This window comes from Bacillus sp. FSL L8-0167, from assembly GCF_038630295.1.
GTDB lineage: Bacteria > Bacillota > Bacilli > Bacillales > Bacillaceae > Bacillus > Bacillus safensis.
Genome location: NZ_CP152027.1, coordinates 1,792,131 through 1,812,377, shown reverse-complemented (window position 1 = coordinate 1,812,377; position 20,247 = coordinate 1,792,131). Strand labels below are relative to the sequence as shown.

Below are 20,247 nucleotides of genomic sequence, written 5' to 3'. Positions count from 1 at the left end.
CATACATTCGGAATGTCAATTCACCTCAGATTAAATATTCCTTAAATTCCAATTTTTGTTTACAACGTGCTAATTTCCTATTAATATGATACATATTCGGTTCTTCACCGGTTCATAAAAGGAGAGTGACATGATGAGTGCTTTCTTTCTCAATCCCATGGCGCTGATCTTATTTACATTGCCTTTATTATCTTTGATATGGGGGATTGTTGGCTACTGCATCTTTAAGCGAGTTTACATCGTTCTTATCATCACATTTGCAGTCTCCACTATTTTCATATTTGCCTATACTGGGTTTGACATGTCAAATATGTATTGGGTCGTGGTGATGACCTTTTTATGCATGTGTACCTCTGTCATCACAAAAATCATTCGATATATGTATGCCCGCTATAAAAGAGCATAACGAAAAAGCTGATGGTCAAAAAATCAGCTTTTTTGTACCCATTCTTCATCTTGCGGAACCGCCCATTAACTGAAGTTTGGTATAATAGATCAGTACATTCAAAACGAGCATAGAAGGGCGAAGGGAACACAATGCACACATTTGATCTTACTCCAAAAGATGTAGAGTTAATAGACGAAGCAAAAAAGAAGATTATGAGCCTTTATGAAGAGGATAAACACCATGTAGGAGCCGCTATCCGCATGAAAACAGGAGAAATGATCTCGGCTGTCCATATAGAACTTGCGGCATCTGCAGAGAGCTCATTTCAGATTTCGGACCAGAATGTTTTGTCATCATAGAAATAGATGGCGGACTAGTCAAAGTGAAAATTGGAGAACTCATTCCACTCAAATATACTCGAAGTTGATATACGACCTAGACTTAGCAGGAAGAGGGATGCAGCAAGCATCAAGTGTTTTCTTTATTGCATTCTAAATAACTGAAAAATCGCTCCACAAAAACAGCTCCATGTATTTTCTCCATTTGCGCCGTGTTAAAAATATATTGTTCCATATGCTCAAGCTTGCGCAGTCTGCGTACCAGTACTTTGCGATCCTCGTCAGAAAGTTGACAGTCATTATTTATCTTCGTCAATGCAGATTTGACACGCGCGGAGATTTCTTCAACATATAGATGGTTTTTGGATGCTGGCGGAATACATTGCGATAGGTCACAGCCTTTAAAACAAACACCGTCAAGGGTGCAGTTTTCAAAATTGGCAATCAGCTTTTGTTTACCATTTCCCTCAAACGTTATATCCACCAGCTTACCGGTAAAGGTACAATTTACGATATTCGCTGCTTGTAAAACGCGGTCATTAAACCTGCATTGATAAAATGTACAGTTGATAAACGCAGCATTTTCCAATGTCATTCCTCTCATATCACAGGAGGAGAATTCGCAATTCGTAAAAACAGCCTCTTCTCTAGCAATTCCAACAGAACGCAAATCGGAACGAATAAACGTACAATGCTCGATCGTACTACCTGCAAAAAATCTCGCATTCGTTAGATCACACGTATCAAATACAAGATGACGCAGGTGACAGCTCCAAAATATAGGTGAATGAACATTCGAGTTGTTGATCGTCGCTGCGCTTATTGTTTCATGTTCATACCTGACAATATCAGAAAATATTTCGTTGTCTACTGACATTCCAGACTCAAGCCTTCTCATTGTGATCACCTATCATTTCTTCAGAATCTTTTCCAATGATGAATACCTTCCAGCAAGTTCATTTCGGTTTCACTAAGCGTTTGGCACTGACAAGTTATTATATCATAAAGCTAGAAACATAAAGAGAGCGGTCATCGTTTTGAAAAGCGCTTATATCACAATGTGTATTTCACATTCATTTTAAATCAAGAAGGGGGAACAAAAGAATGAAAAGGTATGACGCTTTCCCAGAACCAATCGGCAGCTATACTGCCGGACGCACACAGATGGATTTAGAGTACACGGCATCTGATCACTCAAAAAGAGAACTGACCGCATTTGTATACTATCCGTCTGATAGCAATGAAGGGAAGACCCCATCAACGTACATGTTTCCTGAAGTATACGAAATGCTGCATGACCAGCCGCTTGTCACAGAGTATATGAAGGAAAAGGATTTTTTCTCTATCGATATTCAAACGTATTGTTACGACGACCTGGCTCTTTCCGGGAAGGAAGAACGCTATCCAGTGTTATTCTATGTTTGCGGCGGGGGCGGTTCTCCAGAATGGGGGACAGTGATCTGTACAGACCTTGCAAGCATGGGGTACATTGTCGTCAGTATCGGTCATCAGAATAGCACGATGTATAAGTGTAAAGATGGACGCCTGTTTAATGTATCAAAGGATTTTTCAGATGACATTATGGCGTTTTCTGAAGATCCAGAAATGATGGCGCTGGCTGGTCAGATGACGATGCAGCCAGACGATGAAACTGCCATTGAGACATGCCGTAACGTCCTTACACTACCAATACTTCATCAGTTAACTAAATATAGTGAATTACAGGCAGAGGATGTAAGGTATGCAGCCGATTATCTTTACAAACTAGACGCTGGGGAACTCCATTCCATCTTTAATGGCAGATTGCTGCTTGACGCCGGCATGGGCATAGTCGGACATTCTTACGGAGGGCCTACGACAGCGATTGTTTGCCGGGATGACGACCGATTCGCCTGCGGGATTGGCCTCGATAGCGGTGCCTTCGGTCTTCTTGACAGCGATCTGAAAAAACCCTTTTTACTGCTGTTTTCTGAGCCTAACTATCATATGAATGCGATCATTGGCGCTAACAATAGCATGGAAACCTATTATTTCTCTGTTGACCATGCTGCACATTTAGATTATTGCGACATCGTGTTTACCGGTGTGAACGAAGAACTGAGAGGCGAACGCGATGCAATGGAGATGCGGAATCTTGTCACAGACTATACGAGGACCTTTTTTGATCATTACATTCTGCAAAAGCCTGTACATGTGGAAAGTCTGTCATACGATGGCGTGGACTTGATTAAGAAAACGAGCAGAAAGTGATCTAGCTGAGATTTCCCCTTTTATACAAGCTTGAAAAGATGGTCGAGTGAAGAAAGGCAATTTTTCACTGGAGGGATTTAGAATCTAAAGTTAGAATAAAGCTATCAGGAAAGAACGGAAAGGAGCTTTTTTATGACTGATAAATCTACCTCCCAAACTTTACGCAGAGGTCTGCATATTCTAGACCTTTTTCATAAAGTAAATAAAGAATTTACTGTAAAAGAAATAACAGAAAAAATGGGTATATCAACTACTGTTACTTTTCGTTTAGTAAATACTTTAATGGAATGCGGCTATCTCACTAAGAATACATCAACCGGAAAAATAAGACTTGGGTTAAATGCTTATAAATTAGGAATTTATGCAGATCCCATCCCAGAACTTCGTGAAATTGCGATGCCCTTTATAGAAGATATTGCTCAAAAGACGAAAGAAACCGTCAGTTTAAATATCATGGATCCAGTGACGAAAGAGGGCGTATGTATTGCATCTATCGAAAGCCCTCATGATGTTAAATTTTCAAGACCTATCGGATTAAGCAAACCTATTCATAAAGGAGCATCCAGGAAGGTATTACTTGCATTCATGGATCATAAGCAGCAAGAACTGATGATTCGAAGATTGTCGTCCAAATATGAGATAGAGATTGATAGACTAAAAGAAGATTTAGATCAAATAAAAACTAAGGGGTTTGCCTATACAGAAGGAGAAGTAAATGAAGGCGCGCTAAATGTCGCTGTGCCCATTCTGTCTCAAGAAGGACACATTCTTGCAGGTCTCTCTATACATTGCCCTACTTATCGAAAAAAAGATGACACTGTTGAGTACTTTGCTCAACTTGCCAAAGAAGCAGCACTGGAGATAGAACGTCATGTAGAAAAAACAGAGGCTACACCCTCTTAACGGATGTGCAATACGACCAATCATTTTTATTCTCTTCATATGATAATATAAATATCGTTTTTTATAGAAACTCCCTCTAGTTACTTACTGATATAAGTAATTCGAGGGAGTTTCTTATTTTTTCAAAAAAATAAAATCAAAACAAATAAACAGAATTGTCAAACTTTTTATTGAACACCATCAATTCTCGTGCTAAAATTCTGATTATCGGAAATATAATCCGATTATCGGCATAACGTGAAAATACACTTAACAGCTTCATCACTAAGATAGGAGGATTATGATGAAAAAGGCATTGGAAGATATTGTTGTTTTAGATTTAGGTCAAATCTACAACGGACCTTATTGTTCACTCATGTTAGCTTATCAAGGCGCTAAGGTTATTAAAATAGAACCGCTTAAAGGAGAAAACCTGCGTGTAAGGAGAAAAGGAGACTGTCATGAGTTATTGATGCTGAATTCAAATAAGTTAGGCGTATCATTAGATCTTAAGTCTCCAGAAGGAAAAGAAGTATTTATTGAATTAGTGAAAAAAGCGGATGTTTTAGTAGAAAATTTTTCGCTCGGCGCGATGGAACGGCTCGGTTTAGGATACGACGTCTTGAGTGAAATCAATCCTCGCCTTATTTATGCGTCAGGTAAAGGCTACGGTTTAGATGGTCCTTATGCCGCCAGGCCAGCAATGGATCTGACTGTTCAAGCAATGGGAGGCGTGATGGCGACCACAGGATTTGCAGATAAACCACCAGTCAAAGCAGGACCAGCCATATGTGATTTCCTCGGGGGCATTCATTTATTTGGAGGAATTACAACAGCTCTTTATCAGCGAGAGAGCACTGGGAAGGGTCAGCTAGTAGAAGTATCTATGCACGATACAATCTATCCAACACTAGCATCTGCACTAGGAGCGTTCTACAGCCAAGGGGGAAAAGTGGCAGAAAGAACAGGAAATCAACATAGCGGGATGGCAACGGCTCCTTACAATGTCTATCCGACACAAGATGGTTATATCGCTATACTCTGTGTAGCTGATCGTCAGTGGCAGTCATTACTGAAGGTGATGGAAAAAGATGAATTATTAGATGATCCACGTTTTCAAACAAATATCGATCGTTCAGCCAATACGTACATTGTCGATGAGATCGTGACAAGCTGGACTTCTAACAAAAAGAAGATGGATATTGCAGATGCTTTAATAGAAGCAAACGTTCCTCATGCACCTGTTCAATCGATCGCTGAGGTAGCAGACGATCCTCACCTAAAATACAGAGGAATGATTCAAGAAGTTGAACGTCCAAAAGAGGGGAAAATCAAAGTTCCTGGCTCACCTATTCGATTATCGGCTTCTCCGCTAGAAAAAGTCTTTGCAGCGCCTGCAATTGGCGAACATACAGATGAAGTTTTACAAGAACTATTAGGGATGAATCATGAACAGTTACAGGATTTGCGTCATAAGAAAGTCATTCGCTCCAAAGAAGAAATGACAAACAAAAACTAATGCGTTTAAGGGAGGCATCAAAATGGAACGAACCATTTTAACGGCAATTCAAAACCATGTTCAAACGATTACATTAAACCGTCCAGAAAAGAAAAATGCATTAAATAAAGAAATGATCGATGAGTGGGTAGCTGCTCTTCAAAGTGCTAAAGAAAACGATGACGTTCATGTGATTTTGCTAACGGGATCAGGTAATGCCTTCTGTTCAGGCGGAGATGTGGGCGGAATGAAATCAGATCCAACACCTCTAAACAATAAAAATAAACTTTGGGAAAATATTCACCGCATTCCTCTTGCCTTAAGAGATATTGATAAACCGATCATCGCTGCAATTAATGGGCCAGCAGTTGGAGCAGGATTAGATATGGCTCTCATGTGCGATATTCGTACAATGATTGATGATTCAAAGGTGAGTGAGGGGTATGTAAAAGTAGGACTTATACCTGGAGATGGAGGCGCTTTCTTTCTTCCGAAAATTGTAGGTGAAGCAAAAGCCCTTGAATTATTATGGACTGGAAACTTTATCGGCTCACAAGAGGCCTTGAGCTTAGGGATTGTCAACCATGTTTATCCTCAGAATGAGTTTATGCAAAAAACAATTGAGTTAGCTGAACAAATTGCTAACGGACCTCAAATTGCGATTAAGATGACAAAAAGAGCCGTGAAGTACTCTCGAAATATGGAATTAGAGCCTGCACTTGATTTAATTTCCTCTCATTATGCGATTATCAAAGAAACAAAGGATCACAAGGAAGGTGTCGCAGCATTTAAAGAAAAAAGAAAACCAAACTTTATTGGAAAATAACATTGATAGGAGGTTCATCAATTGAAACCAATCCATTATGAAAAAAAAGGTGAAATCGCCTACCTTTATATAAATAAACCCGAAAAAAGAAATGCAATCGATTCCATCATGTCGGATTTATTTTTGGAATATTTAGAGGATTTTAAAAGCGATTCGAAAGCTCGTGTTCTTATTTTAACTGGGAAAGGAGATAAAGCTTTTTGCAGCGGCAGGGATTTAAAGGAAGCAAAAGAAAATCCAGAGGCTTTTAAGAAGAAACCTTTAAGAGGGAGATTGTTTAACGCCATTATCGAAACGTATAAACCTGTCATATGTGCCATGAATGGTGTAGCTGTTGGAGCGGGTTGTGAAATCGCCTTGGCAAGTGATATTCGTCTTGCCACTGTAGATTGCAAGCTGGGAATGCCAGAGGCGAAAAGAGGAATGGGTGCTACCTTTGGAGCGACAATATTACCTAAACTCATTTCACCCAGCTTTGCAGCTAACATGTTGTATACGGGTAAATTAGTAACAGCTGAAGAGGCTCTAAGGATAGGCTTAGTCGATGAAATATTAGAAAATCAAGAACTTTTATTAGAAAGAGCCACTGAACTAGCACTAGAAATTTGCGAGTGTGCGCCCCTTTCTGTACAGAGAATCAAAGAAACGATATGGAAGACAATGGATGTCCCTTTATTCCAAGCTTTGCAGCTGGATATCGGACCTAATGTATATGAAAGTGAAGATCGAATTGAAGGAGCGCAAGCCTTTCTTGAGAAACGAAAGCCAGTTTGGAAAGGAAAATAGAATGTCTTTACGCTTCCAAATAATAGCGCTTTCAAAAGGTCTACAGAATTTCCACCATTTTTGATAGAGGGTGAAGGAATTGTTTCAGCACATAAAAGTTGAAAGAAATAAGTACGTCGCAACGATTATGATTGATCGGCAAGAGGTTAGAAATGCTTTAAATAAAAAGACCATTGAAGAACTGCAAAAAGCCTTATACGAATTAGAGCAGGATGAGCATTTGAGGATCATTGTGATCACAGGTGCAGGCAGCAAAGCGTTCGTAGCAGGAGCTGATATCACAGAATTACATGAGAGAACAATGCTTGAAGCGCTCATGCCGGGACTGCAAAAAATGTATCAAGAAATTGAACAATCCAATAAAGTGACCATCGCTGTCATAAATGGTCACGCTTTAGGTGGAGGCTGTGAGCTTGCCTTAGCATGTGATATAAGAATTGCCTCAACCCAAGCAAAAATAGGCTTGCCAGAGCTGAACCTAGGTATTATTCCTGGTGCAGGTGGTACTCAAAGATTAACAAGAATGATCGGTAAGGGCCGCGCTCTAGAGATGATCTTAACGGGAAAGTTAGTTGATGGGGCAGAAGCAGAACGTATCGGTCTCGTAACGAAAGCTGTAGATGTTAGTGAATTGAAATCTGAATTAGACGGATTCATCAATTCACTTTTATCGAAGGGTCCTTTAGCACTCAAACTCGCTAAAATGGTGGTGAATCAAGGACAAGATGCAGACTTTCATACTGCTTCGATGTTAGAAAAATTTGCTCAAACCATTTTATTTAGTTCGGATGAAAAACATGAGGGTACGAAAGCGTTTCTAGAAAAACGAAAACCTACTTTCTATAAAGAATTATAAACAAGGTGGCGAAAAATAAATGAACGAGGTCGTGATCGTAGAAGCCGTTCGAACTCCTATTGGAAAGCTAGGCGGAGCGTTAAGTTCGGAACTAGTAGATTTCTTAGCTGCAAAAGTGATAAAGGAAGTTCTGCATCGTGCCAAGCTAGATCCAAATGCAGTGAGCGAAGTCATTATGGGTCAAGCAAAGCAAAGCGCAGATTCCTCTAACCTTGCCCGCCTTTCATTACTAAGGGCAGGACTGCCTGTTCATATACCAGGTTATACAATTCACAGACAATGCGGTTCAGGCTTACAATCCATTAATACTGCTGACATGCAAATTAAATTAGGTTTGAGCGATGTAGTGATTGCAGGCGGCGCAGAAAGTATGAGCACAGCTCCTTACTATTTACGAAATGCTCGATATGGATATGGTGCAGGAAATGGCTTATTACTTGACCCAAATACCGAAAGCCAGCCTTATTCACAGCCGATTGAAGATTACGGACATCTCACAATGGGTGCTACAGCTGAAAATATAGCCAAAAAATACAAAATCGATCGGCTAGAACAAGATGAATTTGCTCTTCGAAGCCAAGAATTAGCAAGAAAAGCAATAGAAAAAGGCGTATTTCTGAAAGAAATTGTGCCATATGAGGTCAAGAGAAAGAAAGACGTCTTCTTGTTTGAAACAGATGAGCATCCCCGCAATACGACTATGGAAAAACTATCAGCGTTGAAACCCGTATTTCAAACAGATGGTACAGTAACAGCTGGTAATGCAAGCGGAAGAAATGATGCAGCTTCTGCCGTACTTATGATGAATAAAACCATTGCGATGGAAAAAGGATTCGTGCCTAAAACAAAAATTATTGGGCAGGCAAGCACTGGAGTTGCCCCAGACATCATGGGAATTGGCCCAGTATCTTCAACAATAAAAGCATTAGAAATGTGTCATTTAACAATAGATGACATTGGATTAATTGAATTAAACGAGGCTTTTTCTGCGCAAGCTTTAGCTGTTATAAAAGAATTGCATTTAGACATAGAAAAAGTAAATGTCAATGGCGGAGCGATCGCCCTTGGTCATCCAATAGGAGCGACTGGAGCAATCTTAACTACAAAACTACTTCATGAAATGGAACGCCGGGGAGAAAAATATGGTTTGGTGACTTTATGCATTGCAGGAGGTCAAGGGATTACGACGATTTTTGAAAATTTACAAGTTTAGAAGGGGGTAAATCTATGACTAAGATGGCGATTATAGGCTCAGGAACAATGGGCAGAGGGATTGCTTATGTAGCAGCCCTCAATGGGTTCTCTGTAGCAGTACATGATATCAATACTGAATCGCTCGCATTAGCAGAAAACTATATTCAACAAGAACTCATTAAAAGTGAACAGCGGGGATATATCTCTAAACAAGATATCAAGACATGTTTAGAAAATCTTACTTTTCATTCAGATTTAACATTAGCTGTTGAAGATTGTGATATCGCGATTGAAGCAGTATTAGAGATTATGGACGTGAAGATAGATGTATTTCAAAAGCTCGATAAACTCTGCCCGCCTAGAACAGTTTTAGCAACGAATACCTCTACAATGAGCCCTACAGAAATTGGTGCGCAAACTGGCCGTCCAGACAAAGTGATCGCTATGCACTTCTTTAACCCTGTTCATAAGATGAAGTTAATTGAAGTGATCAGAGGACTGGATACATCACAAAAAACCGTGGACTTTGTAAGAGACATTGGAACAAAAATGAAGAAAGAAACAGTAGAAGTGAACGAGTTTCCAGGATTTATTACTAGCCGTATGAACTGCCTCATTGGAAATGAAGCAATGAATATGTTACAGGAAGGAGTTGCCTCCGCAGAGGATATTGATAAAGCGATCAACTTAGGATTAAACCATCCGATGGGACCGCTTGCGTTGGCAGATTTAGTCGGTTTGGATACGAGATTGAGAAATATGGAATATTTGCATCAAACGTTGGGGGAAAAATACAGACCATGTCCTTTACTAAGAAAATATGTGAAAGCTGGCAAACTAGGGGTAAAAACGGGCTCAGGATTCTTTCATTATACTGAGGCCAAATGATCTGTGATCGTAAATAGTGTGGAATAGAGTTGATATATTTCACACTTAAACATTTTTTGTAAGCGTTATCAAAACGGCCAGCTTTGGGAAATAAGAGAATGCAAGGGGGAACGTACATGTTGACAATACTTGGGGTAACGATGATAACAGTCTTTACATATTTTATTATGTCAGGGCGGTTATCATCGTTCACGGCTTTAACCATCATTCCAGTTATCTTTGCTATTATTGGAGGATTTGTGACAACTGTAGACGACATGATGCTTGAGGGAATTAAGCTTGTAGCGACTTCAGCTGCATTTCTATTATTTGCACTTTTATTTTTTGGGATCATGATTGATGCAGGTATGTTTGATCCTTTAATTAAAAAAATATTAAAAACAGTTAAAGGAGATCCTTTAAAGGTAGCAGTTGGGACAGCAATTCTAACACTTTTAGTAGCATTAGACGGGGACGGTACGACAACTTTTATTATTGTCATTTCTTCTATGCTACCTTTATATAAGAAATTAAAGATGAATCCTCTTGTTTTAGCGACAATTTCGATGCTTGCTTTTAGCGTCGTGTGTGGTGTTACACCGTGGGGAGGACCTGGAATTCGGGCATTATCAGTGCTCGGACTTAGTCAATCGGACTTCTTTGTTCCCCTTATACCAACATTAATTTTAGGTTCTTTATGGGTCTTACTTGTCTCCTTTATTCTAGGAAAGATGGAAAGAAAAAGATTAGGTGTGGTTGATCTTAAGGAAGCTGCTGTAGCGAATGAAGAATCATCTGCGAATATAGCTTTTGACCAAGATGAATCAGTTAAACGGCCAAAGTTGATTTGGGTGAATTTAACCTTAACTGTTACTGTAATGGCTGCATTAATATTAGATCTTATGCAGCCGGCGATCTTATTTTTAATTGCTGTCGTCGTAGCTATGCTCATCAATTATCCTACCCTGGAACAGCAGAAATGTAGAATTAAAGATCACGGTGGCAACGCTTTGTTAGTATTACTTGTCGTGTTTGCAGGCGGGGCATTTACAGGGATATTATCAGGCACAAAAATGGTGGATTCTATCGCCTCAAACTTGGTTTCAATTATTCCTGAAGCTTGGGGGCCATTTTTCCCTATCATTGTGGGTTTAATCAGCATTCCCTTTACATTTGTTATGTCCAATGATGCCTTTTATTTCGGAGTCGTTCCAATCTTTGCAAGTACCGCTCAAGCTTACGGAATTGAACCAATAGAAATTGTGCGAACAGTCGTTTTGACACAAGCTGCCCATTTCTTATTGCCACTGGTACCTGCTACAATTCTATTAACAGGAATGCTCAAGCTGAATATTGCCGAATACGTACGTTTCGCCCTTAAATGGTCCATACTCACATGTTTAGTTCTCATGTCTATTGCATGGCTGACAGGTGCTATCATGGTCAGATAACAGCATATAAAATGAAAAAAAGCCTTGGAATTAGGCTTTTTTCAGTTTCTACATGGTAGAAAACAAGAAGGATCATTTTTTATTTGTTTCTATTTTTGATCCCTAGAATATATATCCGCGACGATTTTTAAAAAAGCTTTCAAAGCACGTGTCTTATAACGATCTTTCTTCACGACAATTCCAATTTTCCAGGGAATATATTGACTGCTAATTGGTTTTACACAAATGTCCTCTTTGTACATGTTCGTTAAAGGACTTGGAAGGATCGCCACTCCTAGTTCATCACGAACTAATGTCATCAATAAATCCCATTGTGTTGTGCTGTAAGCGATTTTGGGAACAAAATGTTCCTTACGGCAGCTTTCCAAAATCACTTGACTCAACGCAAATGAAGAATCAAACAATATCCAGTTATCCTCTTTAAGCTGTTCGAGTGAGAGCTGTTGTTCATCTTTTAAAGCGTGATTTTTTGGTAAACAAGCCACAAACGGCGCTTCAAAAATGAGTTGTTCTTCTAATTCATGACTTTGCGCAGGTATGACAACAAAGGCAACATCTACTTCGCCATTCTCAACGAGTTTTTCTACATGCAAGCCGCCCTCCTCAATCATTTCAAGCGTCACATCTGGATGCTTTTTAGTAAAAGCTTTTGCCACTTTCGAAAAGAAAAAGGTTCCAATCACTTGCGGCAGTCCGATCTTTAAATGGCCGCGAATATGCGTTTCTGTATCACCCAGCTCCATTTGCAACTCATTCATTTGCTGCAGCACCGTAATCGCTTTTTCATATACAAGCTGTCCTTCATCCGTTAACCTGAAAATTCGATTTGACCGATCGAAAAGGATGACACCCAGTTTTTTCTCTAATTTTTGAATGGTTTTAGAAAGGGAAGGCTGGGCAATAAAAAGCTTTTCACTTGCTCTTGAAAAACTTCCACATTCCGCAATCGTTTTAAAAATTTCAAAGTCCCGTATGTTCATTTGATCCTCCCATTATTCCAATAATGCATACTCATTATGATGATGATATATTGTACATTATAATCGGTTGTTTTTACACTAAGACTAAGGAGGGGTTAAGATGTCAACATGTAGAGTTGCTGTTGTGCAAGCTGCTTCTGTCATTATGGATAGAGAAGCCTGTACTGAAAAAGCCATTTCGTTAACACTTGAGGCCGGAGAAAAAGGAGCCAATATTGTTGTCTTTCCTGAGGCTTTTATACCTGCTTATCCAAGAGGACTAGCTTTTGGCGCCACAGTAGGAAGCCGTTCTCCAGAAGGAAGAAAGGACTGGCTTCGTTACTTAGAAAATTCAGTTCCAGTTCCAAGTAGAACGACAGACAGATTAGGAGAAGCAGCCCGCAAAGCTGGTGTCTACCTCGTCATTGGTGTCATTGAAAGAGATGATGAATCAAGTCGCGGGACCTTATATTGTTCCGTATTGTTTTTCGGACCAGATGGAGCCTTACTTGGAAAGCACCGTAAACTAAAGCCGACAGGTTCTGAACGACTCATATGGGGAGAGGGGGATGGCAGCACACTGCCGGTTTTCGATACACCGTATGGAAAAATAGGCGCTTTAATTTGCTGGGAAAACTATATGCCATTAGCTAGAGCAGCGATGTATGCAAAAGGTGTCCAAATCTATATAGCCCCTACGGCAGATTCCAGGGAGCTATGGCAATCTACGATTCGCCATATTGCCGCAGAAGGCCGGTGCTTCGTTCTATCTTGTAATCAATATGTGAATAAAGAGATGTACCCTAAAGATTTAGCCTGCTATGAAGAATTAGCATCTTCTCCTGATGAAATGTGCCGAGGGGGAAGTGCAATCGTCGGTCCGTTAGGCGAATATATAAAAGAACCTGTCTATGGTCAAGAAGAGATACTGCTGGCTGATCTTGATTTGCGTGATATTTCTTCTAGTCAATTTGACTTCGATGTAGTAGGTCATTATTCAAGGCCTGATGTTTTCCAGCTCGTCGTCAATGAAGAGAAAAAAGAAAATGTAAAGTGGATGAATCGATAAAATCCCAACAAAAAAAGAGCAGCCATCAGCCGCTCTTTTTTTCGAGTGTCAACCTTGATGAGTTTTTAATGGACCTTTTGTGATATGAGTAAGATGAGCATTGATGTCAAAGATTTTAGCGTTAATGTCTGTTATTCCAAAGCTAGTGATTCTTTTAGAATGCATATCGAGATAGTTTTCAGCTGCTTCTTTTGTTTCGAATAAGTAGATTCCGCCAGCATTTTTCTCCGGATTCTCCGTCCATATTTTCCATATGAATCCGTCTTCCTCATTTATACTTTTCGCTAAATCAGAAAACTCTTTTGCCATTTCATCACCGAAAGGACCCTTCATCTTAAAATCTATCTGTAATAAGTGTACTATCGTCATTCTCCTTATGTTGAAGTTGTAAAATAGAGTTCTCCCAGCACTTCTTTCATTTGATACTGCTCTCGCGGAAGTTCCTTCTCCATAAAAAAACGTACATCTGATGGGTCAACTAGCAGGATTAATTGGACTTGTTGTTCTAATGGCCAATTGTGTTTAGGTTTTTTAGCGAATGAATTGTTTTCGAATAACTAGGCACGAGACAGCGAATACTGCGAAAGCGCCCGCTGATCCAGCAGTAAACACCAGCTCAAATTGTTCTGGTTTGGACTTGAATAACAAAGGGACAGAAAGAATGAGAGCCGCACCACTAAAGCCCAATCCTAATATCAACGTTGCCAATAATTTATTCATAGAAACACCTCTTACACTCAGAATTAGAACAATGGAAACGACTGATTCAAGAATCATCGTTATCACATTCCTAGTTGGAGTGTATCATATGATGGCGGACGATTGGTTTCTTTTCATTAAAACACACAATCGTGAAATAAACTTTTTAAACGAACAGTGTTCGTTATAATATAAGTGTGATGTAGCTTTAAACGATTTCCATAAAGAAGAGGAGATGCATACGATGACGGCATTTCTTTCATCCATAGCCTAAAAGAAGAAATGTTTGCAGGTGATACCGTATCAATGGAACGGTTCAGGTGGGGAATTGAAGTCATTTTGTATGGAATACAGTAAGAAATCAATTAGAAAGGAGCACGAGCAAAAAGCAGTCAATGGCTGCTTTTTTTATATTTTCTCAACCTTTTCAACATATATAAAAAAATCTATATATTGTTTTTATATATAAAAAATTATATAATCTAGTGGAATAAACAAATGAGGTGCTTAGGCATGGAAAATACGAAGAATTTATTAGAGAGCTATATTCCTTTAGCAAAATCTACGGCAAAAATGTTTGGACCAAATTGTGAAGTAGTGATTCATGATTTAACGAACCCTCAAGCATCTGTCATGTTTACAGTAAATAACCATGTGACAGGAAGAGAAATCGGTCAATCATTTGATCATCTAGTCAAGACTGTATTACAATCAGAAGATTTTAAAGAAGATTATCTTGCTGGGTATACATTTAAAACAGAAGACAACCGTACCATTCGTTCTTCGACTTCATTAATTCGTGATTCTAAGAAAAAGGTGGTTGGAGCATTCTGTATCAATTTTGATGTTGAAGCTTTGAATCAAATGCAGCAATTTATGGATACTTTTCTTTCTTCAAAAGTTGAAGTTCAAGAGAATGAAACAACACCAAATGATGATTTTGATAATGTGGAAGGAATAGTAGATCAATTGATTCAACAGATCATTCAAAACAGTGTCCACCCAGTTATGAAACGTCATGAAAAAATTGAATTAATAAGGTTCATGGATGAAAAGGGGATTTTTTTAATGAAAGGATCTGTTGAAAAGGTCGCTTCTATGTTAGGTATTTCTAAAGTCACTGTCTACAGCTATTTGGATGAGATCAAACATAAATCGAATGAAGGGAAAACGAAATGAAAAGTATCCTTGAGGTAGGGAATCTAAAATCCAACGGACACTATGCATTCGCAACCATTCATCAAAACACGGTCTACGTTTCAGGACAATTTGCCATCAATCCAGAAACGAGAGAAAAAGAATTCGGCCCCATTGAAGAAGAGACATTACAAACGCTTAAGAATGTGGAGATGATTGTAGAAGCAGCCGGAAGTAAAAAAGAAAAGATTTTGCGTATGACATTATACATTTCGGATATTGAACTATGGGACAAAGTAGATGCGGTTTATACTGAATTTTTCGGGGAACATCAACCAGCACGGACTGTTGTACCAACGAATGAATTACATTTTGGTTTCAAAATTGAAATTGATGCTATTTCTTATATTTAGATTATTTTTTTGCCCATGTTATATAAAAAAATATATTTCATATAAAAAATTATTTAAAGGGGCTGATGATTGATGAATCAATTGATTTGCAACCATTGCGGCAAAAAGTATGAGATGACACCAACTTTATGGAAATGTGATTGTAACGGCGTATTAAATCTGGTGAAAGATACCCCTAAAATAGATATAGAGGCTTGGAATCACTACCCAAACTCCTTATGGCGTTATGTTGAAACCATGCCATTTTCAAAAGATTCTAAGACTTGGGAATCTGTGACAATGGGTGAAGGTCAAACTCCGTTAATCGTTTTAGATCCTAATGAGCCAAACACTTATGTAAAAGTTGATTATATGATGCCGACATTATCCTTTAAAGACCGAGGAGCCGCTGTGTTGATGACACATGCAAAAGAATTAGGGGTATCAAAGGTGATTGCTGATAGTAGTGGGAATGCAGGAACGGCGATTGCAGCATATGCAGCACGTTGCGATATCGCCTGTGACATCTATCTAAGCGATGACACTTCACCAAAAAAAGTCGCTCAAATCAAAGCCCATGGCGCAACGATTAAAGAAATTCACGGGACGCGAGAGGACATTGCAGCTGCGGCACAAAAAGCAGTAGACAATGAAAAGGTTTTTTATGCAAGTCATGTCTATAACCCTTATTTTTTTGAAGGAACAAAAACATACGCCTATGAAATCTATGAGCAACTAAAAGGAGCACCTGATGTTTTAATCATTCCAGTTGGAAACGGTACTCTCCTCCTAGGTGCGTATTATGGTTTTAAAGAGTTATTTGAAAATGGTTTGATTCATCAAATACCGAAAATCATTGCCATACAAGCGAAAAACTGTGCACCTCTTGTGAAAGCTTATCAAAATGCGAAAGAATCAGCATCGCCTGTTACGAATACAGGAACCTTGGCAGAAGGGATAGCCATTGCTGCACCGGCGCGCTCCAAACAAATTCTAGAAGCTGTACAAAATACCAATGGCACATTTATAGATATTGAAGAAGAAGAGATATTGAATGCACGCTCTAAACTAAGTGAGAAAGGATTTTATGTGGAAGTGACATCTGCAGTCAATTTTGCTGGCTACATGAAATATAAAAAGAAATCAAAAGAAACAATCGTCATACCTCTTTGTGGTGCAGGAATTAAATCAAAATAACCCAAACTTGATATCGGAGGAATGTTTCATGGGTTTGGATTTTACTCATTGCGAAGCACATTGGTCATACAGTGACTTCCATGGTTTTAGAAAAAGGTTAGCTGCTTGTATTGGTATGTATTTAGATGATATGGAGGGGTTTGGTGGGAAAATACCCTTTAAAAACTACCAAGATGACATCATCCCATTGTTGGAACAGCCCGATTCTGATAGCTGCTTATCACCAGATGTTTGTCAGACCGTTGCAGCTAGATTGCGTCAACTGATCCGCCATTGGCCAGATGATGATATAGATAAAATGAACGCTCTCTATCTAGCAGAGGGAATGGAACTAGCGCATCAACAAAATGAGATATTGGGATTTATATAGGAAGAGGATATGTTGTCATATGCCAGATCTTCAATATATATATGAAGGGTATCTCAAGAGAGATGCTCTTTTTCTTGCCTGAATGTACAATCCCTTTTGCCCAAAAGTACAATTTTACTTCACTATTTCATTGCGTAGAATAAAGAGGTGAATATCATGAATTCGATGAAAAAGGAGTAAGTGAATGGCTAAATTTTTATATAACTTAGGAAACTTTGCTTTTATGAAGCCTAAACGAATGTTAATCGGTTGGTTACTTATTTTAGTAGCTGTAGTTGCAGCTTTGAGGAGAAAGATTTCCCAGCCTAACTATTTCATTTTCATTTGTTCTTCTCCCCAATAACAAATCTCATCTAATACAGGTATCAATGATAATCCCTTTTCCGATAAACTATATTCTACTTTTGGAGGCACTTGAGGATATTCTTTACGATTAATTAACTGATCTGCTTCAAGTTCTTTTAGTGTATTGGTTAATGTTTTAAAAGAGATTGCCCCAAGCATTCGTTTCAACTGATTATAGCGAATAGGAGCATTGTTTGCATATAAAGCATACAGTACCGTCATCTTATATTTCCCACCAATTAATGATAAAGTGTACCCAAATCCAGTTTCTTTTAGATCAACATGAGCTGTAAAGGATTCTTCGGTCATTTTACACTCTCCTTTAGGTTAGTATCGCACTTTAATTACCGTACTTGTAGTACGTTATAGCATACAATAAAATGAATGTACATCAAAATATGATGAAAAATAATAAAAAAGGGTGAATGAATCATGAAAACAATTGTCTATGCACATCCTTGGGACGGAAGCTATAATCATGCCATTTTGACTTCCATTACAGAAAATCTAGAAACAAAGAGAGAACCATTTCAAGTGATCGATTTATATAAAGATGGGTTCAATCCCGTTTTTTCAGCTGAGGAATTGAAGTATTTTCATAAAGGAGAAACGCCTTATCAATTAGTTAAGGATTATCAAAAGAAATTAAGTCAGTCAACTGAATTAATATTTATATTTCCTGTCTGGTGGTGGGATTTACCTGCAATTTTAAAAGGATTTATTGATAAAGTCATGTTAAGAGGTTTCGCATTCTTGGAAGATAAAAACACTGGGGCTTTAAAAGGTTTATTGACAAATATAAAAAAAACAACCGTCATCTCAACATCTACAACAGATAAGGATTATATAGAATCTGAAGGCGGGAATGCGATTCAAAGCGTTTTTATTAACAGAACTCTTGCTGACTTGGGAATTAAAAATGAAGACACCAAATGGATTCATTTTTCGGGAGTTAACTTAACAACTGATGAAAAGAGAAAGCAATTTTTAAAAGAAATATCACAGAATATTTGATTTACAGTACCAACAAATTCGGTAACAAATCAAGGAAGCCCAAAAAGGCCCAACCTCTACGACCGATTTAATTTATTGAGAAGGTCGTAGAGGTTTTTGAAATTTAAAAGAGGTATTTTTAGCTCTGCCAGCTCAAACAGAGTGCTAACAGCAGAATGCCCACTGCCAATTACAGCAACTGTTTTATTCTAATAACGATTTGTTGCGTAATTTATTAATAAAGGCTACTTTAAAATAGCTGAAAATAATTGATATTCATTAAAGAAAATACTTACTCATACCATTTTTAAAGATAGGCAGGGTCTTAGTCACTAGCTCTTCTGATAAAATAGGTCTACCATCCTTATTCCATGTGTATGCAGCTCCGTATATCCCCCAACTTAGCATAGTAGATAGGATTGTTATCAATTGTTTATCCTCTAATTCAATCGTATTTTCAGTTCCTTTTAGCACAAGATCAGCTATGAGCTTCTGTAACTCCTCTTTAATTTTACTTTCTATAATCGTTCCTAAAGAATTATAACCTTTAGGACATAATTCGCTTAGCTCTTTATGATGATCACACATGGCTAGAAAAATATTTGCAATGACTTTTTCATTGAATCCATCGTGATCATTTAATCTTTTTTTCAATTTGTCTGTAAATGTATTGGTGATTGTAGAATGTAATAAATCAAATTTATCGTCAAAGTGCGCATAAAATGTAGCGCGGTTAATAGTAGCCTTTTCTGTGATATCACGTACCGTTATATTGTTGAAATCTTTTTCACTAGCTAACGAAAGAAAAGAGTCTACAATCAATTGTCTTGTACGAAGTGTTCTTGGATCTTTTTTTGGCATAATCATTTTTTCTTCTCCTTTTAAGGGTTCATATGGTGTTTAAAAACGACAATACAATAGAAGTGTTGCGTAAACAACATATTGGCTATTTTGGTTATTGTTTATTATTCTTTTTCATCTTATCATCAAATTATACAACGCGCGTTGCTTAAATAACACATGTTATTACGAAAAAGTTTTGATCAAGGAAATAATTGTGATCATTCAGAATAACAAAAGGAGATAGAAGACCATGAACATCACTATTTTTGGGGCAACTGGTGCAATCGGTCAACTTTTAACACAGTTTGCATTAGAAAACGGAGATTTCGTTACGGTATATGTTAGAAACCCTGAGAAAATCAAGCAAAAGCATTCGAATTTACGCATTGTAACGGGGGAACTAACGAACAATTCAGCTATTGAAACGGCAGTTTCAGAAGCTGATGTCGTGATAAGCACCTTAGGCCCTGGGATTGATTTGTCGCGAAAACGAAAAGGCACACCGATTGCCGACGGACATAACCGGATTGTCAAAGCGATGAAGAAGTTCACCAAAAAAAGGTTGATTACACTCGCGACGCCAGCCTTGCAATCTGAAGACGATAAGAAAAGCTTATCGACGATACTGCCGAGAATACTGCCTAAACTTTTCATGCCAAATGGTTATGCCGAAATGAAGAAGATAGGAGAACTGATTAAACAATCAAACCTGGATTGGACAGTCGTTCGAATCATTAATCCTAATATCAAATACAAAGGGCAATCTTACGGTTATTCATTCGGCGATCAGCCAGCTAAAATGTCCGTATCAAAGGAGAATGTCGCTAAACTCATGTATGACGCCGCTAGGCAAAGCCAATTAATCGGAAAAATGCCCATTGTCTATAATCATTAATTCAGCTTTTTG

Annotated in this window: 23 protein-coding genes and 1 pseudogene; 18 read left to right on the top strand and 6 right to left on the bottom strand. The window is 38.4% G+C overall.

Going from position 1 to position 20,247, the window contains the following annotated elements:
- Positions 1-133: 133 nt before the first annotated feature.
- Complete coding sequence (locus MHB66_RS09290; protein WP_046311276.1) at positions 134-406, top strand: DUF2651 family protein; 273 nt, start codon at positions 134-136, stop codon at positions 404-406.
- A 131-nt stretch (positions 407-537) separates the two neighbouring features.
- Positions 538-815, top strand: a pseudogene (locus MHB66_RS09285) (hypothetical protein).
- Positions 816-856: 41 nt separating this feature from the next.
- On the opposite strand, the gene MHB66_RS09280 reads toward MHB66_RS09285, so the two are convergent.
- Positions 857-1,624 (bottom strand): pentapeptide repeat-containing protein, encoded by a 768-nt coding sequence (locus MHB66_RS09280; RefSeq protein ID WP_046311273.1) that lies wholly within the window; start codon positions 1,622-1,624, stop codon positions 857-859.
- Positions 1,625-1,830: 206 nt separating this feature from the next.
- Between MHB66_RS09280 and MHB66_RS09275 the strand changes: the two genes are divergently transcribed.
- From MHB66_RS09275 to MHB66_RS09235, 9 genes are all read left to right on the top strand, one after another.
- A complete protein-coding gene (locus MHB66_RS09275) occupies positions 1,831-2,976 on the top strand; it encodes a choline esterase (protein WP_046311270.1) in 1,146 nt (381 codons plus the stop codon).
- Between the two features lie 132 nt (positions 2,977-3,108).
- On the top strand, positions 3,109-3,879 hold the full coding sequence (locus tag MHB66_RS09270; protein ID WP_046311267.1) for an IclR family transcriptional regulator: 771 nt from the start codon (positions 3,109-3,111) through the stop codon (positions 3,877-3,879).
- 283 nt (positions 3,880-4,162) lie between these two features.
- Positions 4,163-5,377 (top strand): CoA transferase, encoded by a 1,215-nt coding sequence (locus MHB66_RS09265; RefSeq protein ID WP_046311264.1) that lies wholly within the window; start codon positions 4,163-4,165, stop codon positions 5,375-5,377.
- A gap of 22 nt (positions 5,378-5,399) precedes the next feature.
- Positions 5,400-6,182: an enoyl-CoA hydratase-related protein gene (locus MHB66_RS09260; RefSeq protein WP_046311261.1), complete on the top strand. Its 783-nt coding sequence runs from the start codon at positions 5,400-5,402 to the stop codon at positions 6,180-6,182.
- A gap of 21 nt (positions 6,183-6,203) precedes the next feature.
- Positions 6,204-6,968: an enoyl-CoA hydratase/isomerase family protein gene (locus MHB66_RS09255; RefSeq protein WP_041117558.1), complete on the top strand. Its 765-nt coding sequence runs from the start codon at positions 6,204-6,206 to the stop codon at positions 6,966-6,968.
- A gap of 70 nt (positions 6,969-7,038) precedes the next feature.
- Positions 7,039-7,824, top strand: coding sequence for an enoyl-CoA hydratase-related protein (locus MHB66_RS09250; protein ID WP_309935616.1), 786 nt, complete (start codon positions 7,039-7,041; stop codon positions 7,822-7,824).
- Between the two features lie 19 nt (positions 7,825-7,843).
- Positions 7,844-9,037, top strand: coding sequence for a thiolase family protein (locus MHB66_RS09245; RefSeq protein WP_046311259.1), 1,194 nt, complete (start codon positions 7,844-7,846; stop codon positions 9,035-9,037).
- Positions 9,038-9,051: 14 nt separating this feature from the next.
- Positions 9,052-9,906, top strand: coding sequence for a 3-hydroxyacyl-CoA dehydrogenase NAD-binding domain-containing protein (locus MHB66_RS09240; RefSeq protein ID WP_046311257.1), 855 nt, complete (start codon positions 9,052-9,054; stop codon positions 9,904-9,906).
- 116 nt (positions 9,907-10,022) lie between these two features.
- Positions 10,023-11,336, top strand: coding sequence for a citrate:proton symporter (locus MHB66_RS09235; RefSeq protein ID WP_046311255.1), 1,314 nt, complete (start codon positions 10,023-10,025; stop codon positions 11,334-11,336).
- 89 nt (positions 11,337-11,425) lie between these two features.
- Here MHB66_RS09235 and MHB66_RS09230 read toward each other — a convergent pair whose 3' ends face one another.
- Complete coding sequence (locus MHB66_RS09230) at positions 11,426-12,316, bottom strand: LysR family transcriptional regulator (protein ID WP_046311252.1); 891 nt, start codon at positions 12,314-12,316, stop codon at positions 11,426-11,428.
- Positions 12,317-12,416: 100 nt separating this feature from the next.
- Between MHB66_RS09230 and MHB66_RS09225 the strand changes: the two genes are divergently transcribed.
- Entirely contained in the window at positions 12,417-13,364 is a 948-nt protein-coding gene (locus tag MHB66_RS09225; protein WP_046311250.1) for a carbon-nitrogen hydrolase family protein, read from the top strand.
- 48 nt (positions 13,365-13,412) lie between these two features.
- Here MHB66_RS09225 and MHB66_RS09220 read toward each other — a convergent pair whose 3' ends face one another.
- Both MHB66_RS09220 and MHB66_RS09215 read right to left on the bottom strand, forming a co-directional pair.
- Complete coding sequence (locus MHB66_RS09220) at positions 13,413-13,727, bottom strand: monooxygenase (RefSeq protein WP_046312265.1); 315 nt, start codon at positions 13,725-13,727, stop codon at positions 13,413-13,415.
- A 168-nt stretch (positions 13,728-13,895) separates the two neighbouring features.
- Positions 13,896-14,084, bottom strand: a complete 189-nt coding sequence (locus tag MHB66_RS09215; RefSeq protein WP_046311248.1) for a hypothetical protein — start codon at positions 14,082-14,084, stop codon at positions 13,896-13,898.
- Between the two features lie 492 nt (positions 14,085-14,576).
- On the opposite strand from MHB66_RS09215, the gene MHB66_RS09210 reads away from it, so the two are divergent.
- The 4 genes from MHB66_RS09210 (at position 14,577) to MHB66_RS09195 (ending at position 17,159) form a co-directional block, all read left to right on the top strand.
- The gene (locus tag MHB66_RS09210; protein ID WP_046311244.1) at positions 14,577-15,242 is read left to right on the top strand and encodes a helix-turn-helix transcriptional regulator; all 666 of its coding nucleotides are present in this window, start codon (positions 14,577-14,579) and stop codon (positions 15,240-15,242) included.
- On the top strand, positions 15,239-15,613 hold the full coding sequence (locus MHB66_RS09205; protein WP_046311242.1) for a RidA family protein: 375 nt from the start codon (positions 15,239-15,241) through the stop codon (positions 15,611-15,613). The genes MHB66_RS09210 and MHB66_RS09205 overlap by 4 nt, the downstream gene beginning before the upstream one ends.
- Before the next feature lie 72 nt (positions 15,614-15,685).
- The gene (locus MHB66_RS09200; protein ID WP_046311240.1) at positions 15,686-16,789 is read left to right on the top strand and encodes a threonine synthase; all 1,104 of its coding nucleotides are present in this window, start codon (positions 15,686-15,688) and stop codon (positions 16,787-16,789) included.
- Positions 16,790-16,817: 28 nt separating this feature from the next.
- The gene (locus MHB66_RS09195) at positions 16,818-17,159 is read left to right on the top strand and encodes a hypothetical protein (protein WP_046311238.1); all 342 of its coding nucleotides are present in this window, start codon (positions 16,818-16,820) and stop codon (positions 17,157-17,159) included.
- 309 nt (positions 17,160-17,468) lie between these two features.
- Here the strand turns inward: MHB66_RS09195 and MHB66_RS09190 are convergent, their stop codons facing one another.
- The gene (locus MHB66_RS09190; RefSeq protein WP_046311236.1) at positions 17,469-17,813 is read right to left on the bottom strand and encodes a helix-turn-helix domain-containing protein; all 345 of its coding nucleotides are present in this window, start codon (positions 17,811-17,813) and stop codon (positions 17,469-17,471) included.
- 123 nt (positions 17,814-17,936) lie between these two features.
- Between MHB66_RS09190 and MHB66_RS09185 the strand changes: the two genes are divergently transcribed.
- A complete protein-coding gene (locus MHB66_RS09185) occupies positions 17,937-18,518 on the top strand; it encodes an NAD(P)H-dependent oxidoreductase (protein ID WP_046311235.1) in 582 nt (193 codons plus the stop codon).
- A 258-nt stretch (positions 18,519-18,776) separates the two neighbouring features.
- Here MHB66_RS09185 and MHB66_RS09180 read toward each other — a convergent pair whose 3' ends face one another.
- On the bottom strand, positions 18,777-19,364 hold the full coding sequence (locus MHB66_RS09180) for a TetR/AcrR family transcriptional regulator (protein ID WP_046311232.1): 588 nt from the start codon (positions 19,362-19,364) through the stop codon (positions 18,777-18,779).
- A gap of 226 nt (positions 19,365-19,590) precedes the next feature.
- On the opposite strand from MHB66_RS09180, the gene MHB66_RS09175 reads away from it, so the two are divergent.
- A complete protein-coding gene (locus tag MHB66_RS09175) occupies positions 19,591-20,235 on the top strand; it encodes an NAD(P)H-binding protein (protein ID WP_046311230.1) in 645 nt (214 codons plus the stop codon).
- Positions 20,236-20,247 lie beyond the last annotated feature (12 nt).

What these genes read in the sequence shown, in the direction of transcription:
- MHB66_RS09290 (WP_046311276.1), top strand. Translation starts at nt 134, where the DNA reads ATGAGTGCTTTCTTTCTCAATCCCATGGCGCTGATCTTATTTACATTG.
- MHB66_RS09280 (WP_046311273.1), bottom strand. Translation starts at nt 1,624, where the DNA reads ATGAGAAGGCTTGAGTCTGGAATGTCAGTAGACAACGAAATATTTTCT.
- MHB66_RS09275 (WP_046311270.1), top strand. Translation starts at nt 1,831, where the DNA reads ATGAAAAGGTATGACGCTTTCCCAGAACCAATCGGCAGCTATACTGCC.
- MHB66_RS09270 (WP_046311267.1), top strand. Translation starts at nt 3,109, where the DNA reads ATGACTGATAAATCTACCTCCCAAACTTTACGCAGAGGTCTGCATATT.
- MHB66_RS09265 (WP_046311264.1), top strand. Translation starts at nt 4,163, where the DNA reads ATGAAAAAGGCATTGGAAGATATTGTTGTTTTAGATTTAGGTCAAATC.
- MHB66_RS09260 (WP_046311261.1), top strand. Translation starts at nt 5,400, where the DNA reads ATGGAACGAACCATTTTAACGGCAATTCAAAACCATGTTCAAACGATT.
- MHB66_RS09245 (WP_046311259.1), top strand. Translation starts at nt 7,844, where the DNA reads ATGAACGAGGTCGTGATCGTAGAAGCCGTTCGAACTCCTATTGGAAAG.
- MHB66_RS09240 (WP_046311257.1), top strand. Translation starts at nt 9,052, where the DNA reads ATGACTAAGATGGCGATTATAGGCTCAGGAACAATGGGCAGAGGGATT.
- MHB66_RS09235 (WP_046311255.1), top strand. Translation starts at nt 10,023, where the DNA reads ATGTTGACAATACTTGGGGTAACGATGATAACAGTCTTTACATATTTT.
- MHB66_RS09230 (WP_046311252.1), bottom strand. Translation starts at nt 12,316, where the DNA reads ATGAACATACGGGACTTTGAAATTTTTAAAACGATTGCGGAATGTGGA.
- MHB66_RS09225 (WP_046311250.1), top strand. Translation starts at nt 12,417, where the DNA reads ATGTCAACATGTAGAGTTGCTGTTGTGCAAGCTGCTTCTGTCATTATG.
- MHB66_RS09215 (WP_046311248.1), bottom strand. Translation starts at nt 14,084, where the DNA reads ATGAATAAATTATTGGCAACGTTGATATTAGGATTGGGCTTTAGTGGT.
- MHB66_RS09210 (WP_046311244.1), top strand. Translation starts at nt 14,577, where the DNA reads ATGGAAAATACGAAGAATTTATTAGAGAGCTATATTCCTTTAGCAAAA.
- MHB66_RS09205 (WP_046311242.1), top strand. Translation starts at nt 15,239, where the DNA reads ATGAAAAGTATCCTTGAGGTAGGGAATCTAAAATCCAACGGACACTAT.
- MHB66_RS09200 (WP_046311240.1), top strand. Translation starts at nt 15,686, where the DNA reads ATGAATCAATTGATTTGCAACCATTGCGGCAAAAAGTATGAGATGACA.
- MHB66_RS09195 (WP_046311238.1), top strand. Translation starts at nt 16,818, where the DNA reads ATGGGTTTGGATTTTACTCATTGCGAAGCACATTGGTCATACAGTGAC.
- MHB66_RS09190 (WP_046311236.1), bottom strand. Translation starts at nt 17,813, where the DNA reads ATGACCGAAGAATCCTTTACAGCTCATGTTGATCTAAAAGAAACTGGA.
- MHB66_RS09185 (WP_046311235.1), top strand. Translation starts at nt 17,937, where the DNA reads ATGAAAACAATTGTCTATGCACATCCTTGGGACGGAAGCTATAATCAT.
- MHB66_RS09180 (WP_046311232.1), bottom strand. Translation starts at nt 19,364, where the DNA reads ATGATTATGCCAAAAAAAGATCCAAGAACACTTCGTACAAGACAATTG.
- MHB66_RS09175 (WP_046311230.1), top strand. Translation starts at nt 19,591, where the DNA reads ATGAACATCACTATTTTTGGGGCAACTGGTGCAATCGGTCAACTTTTA.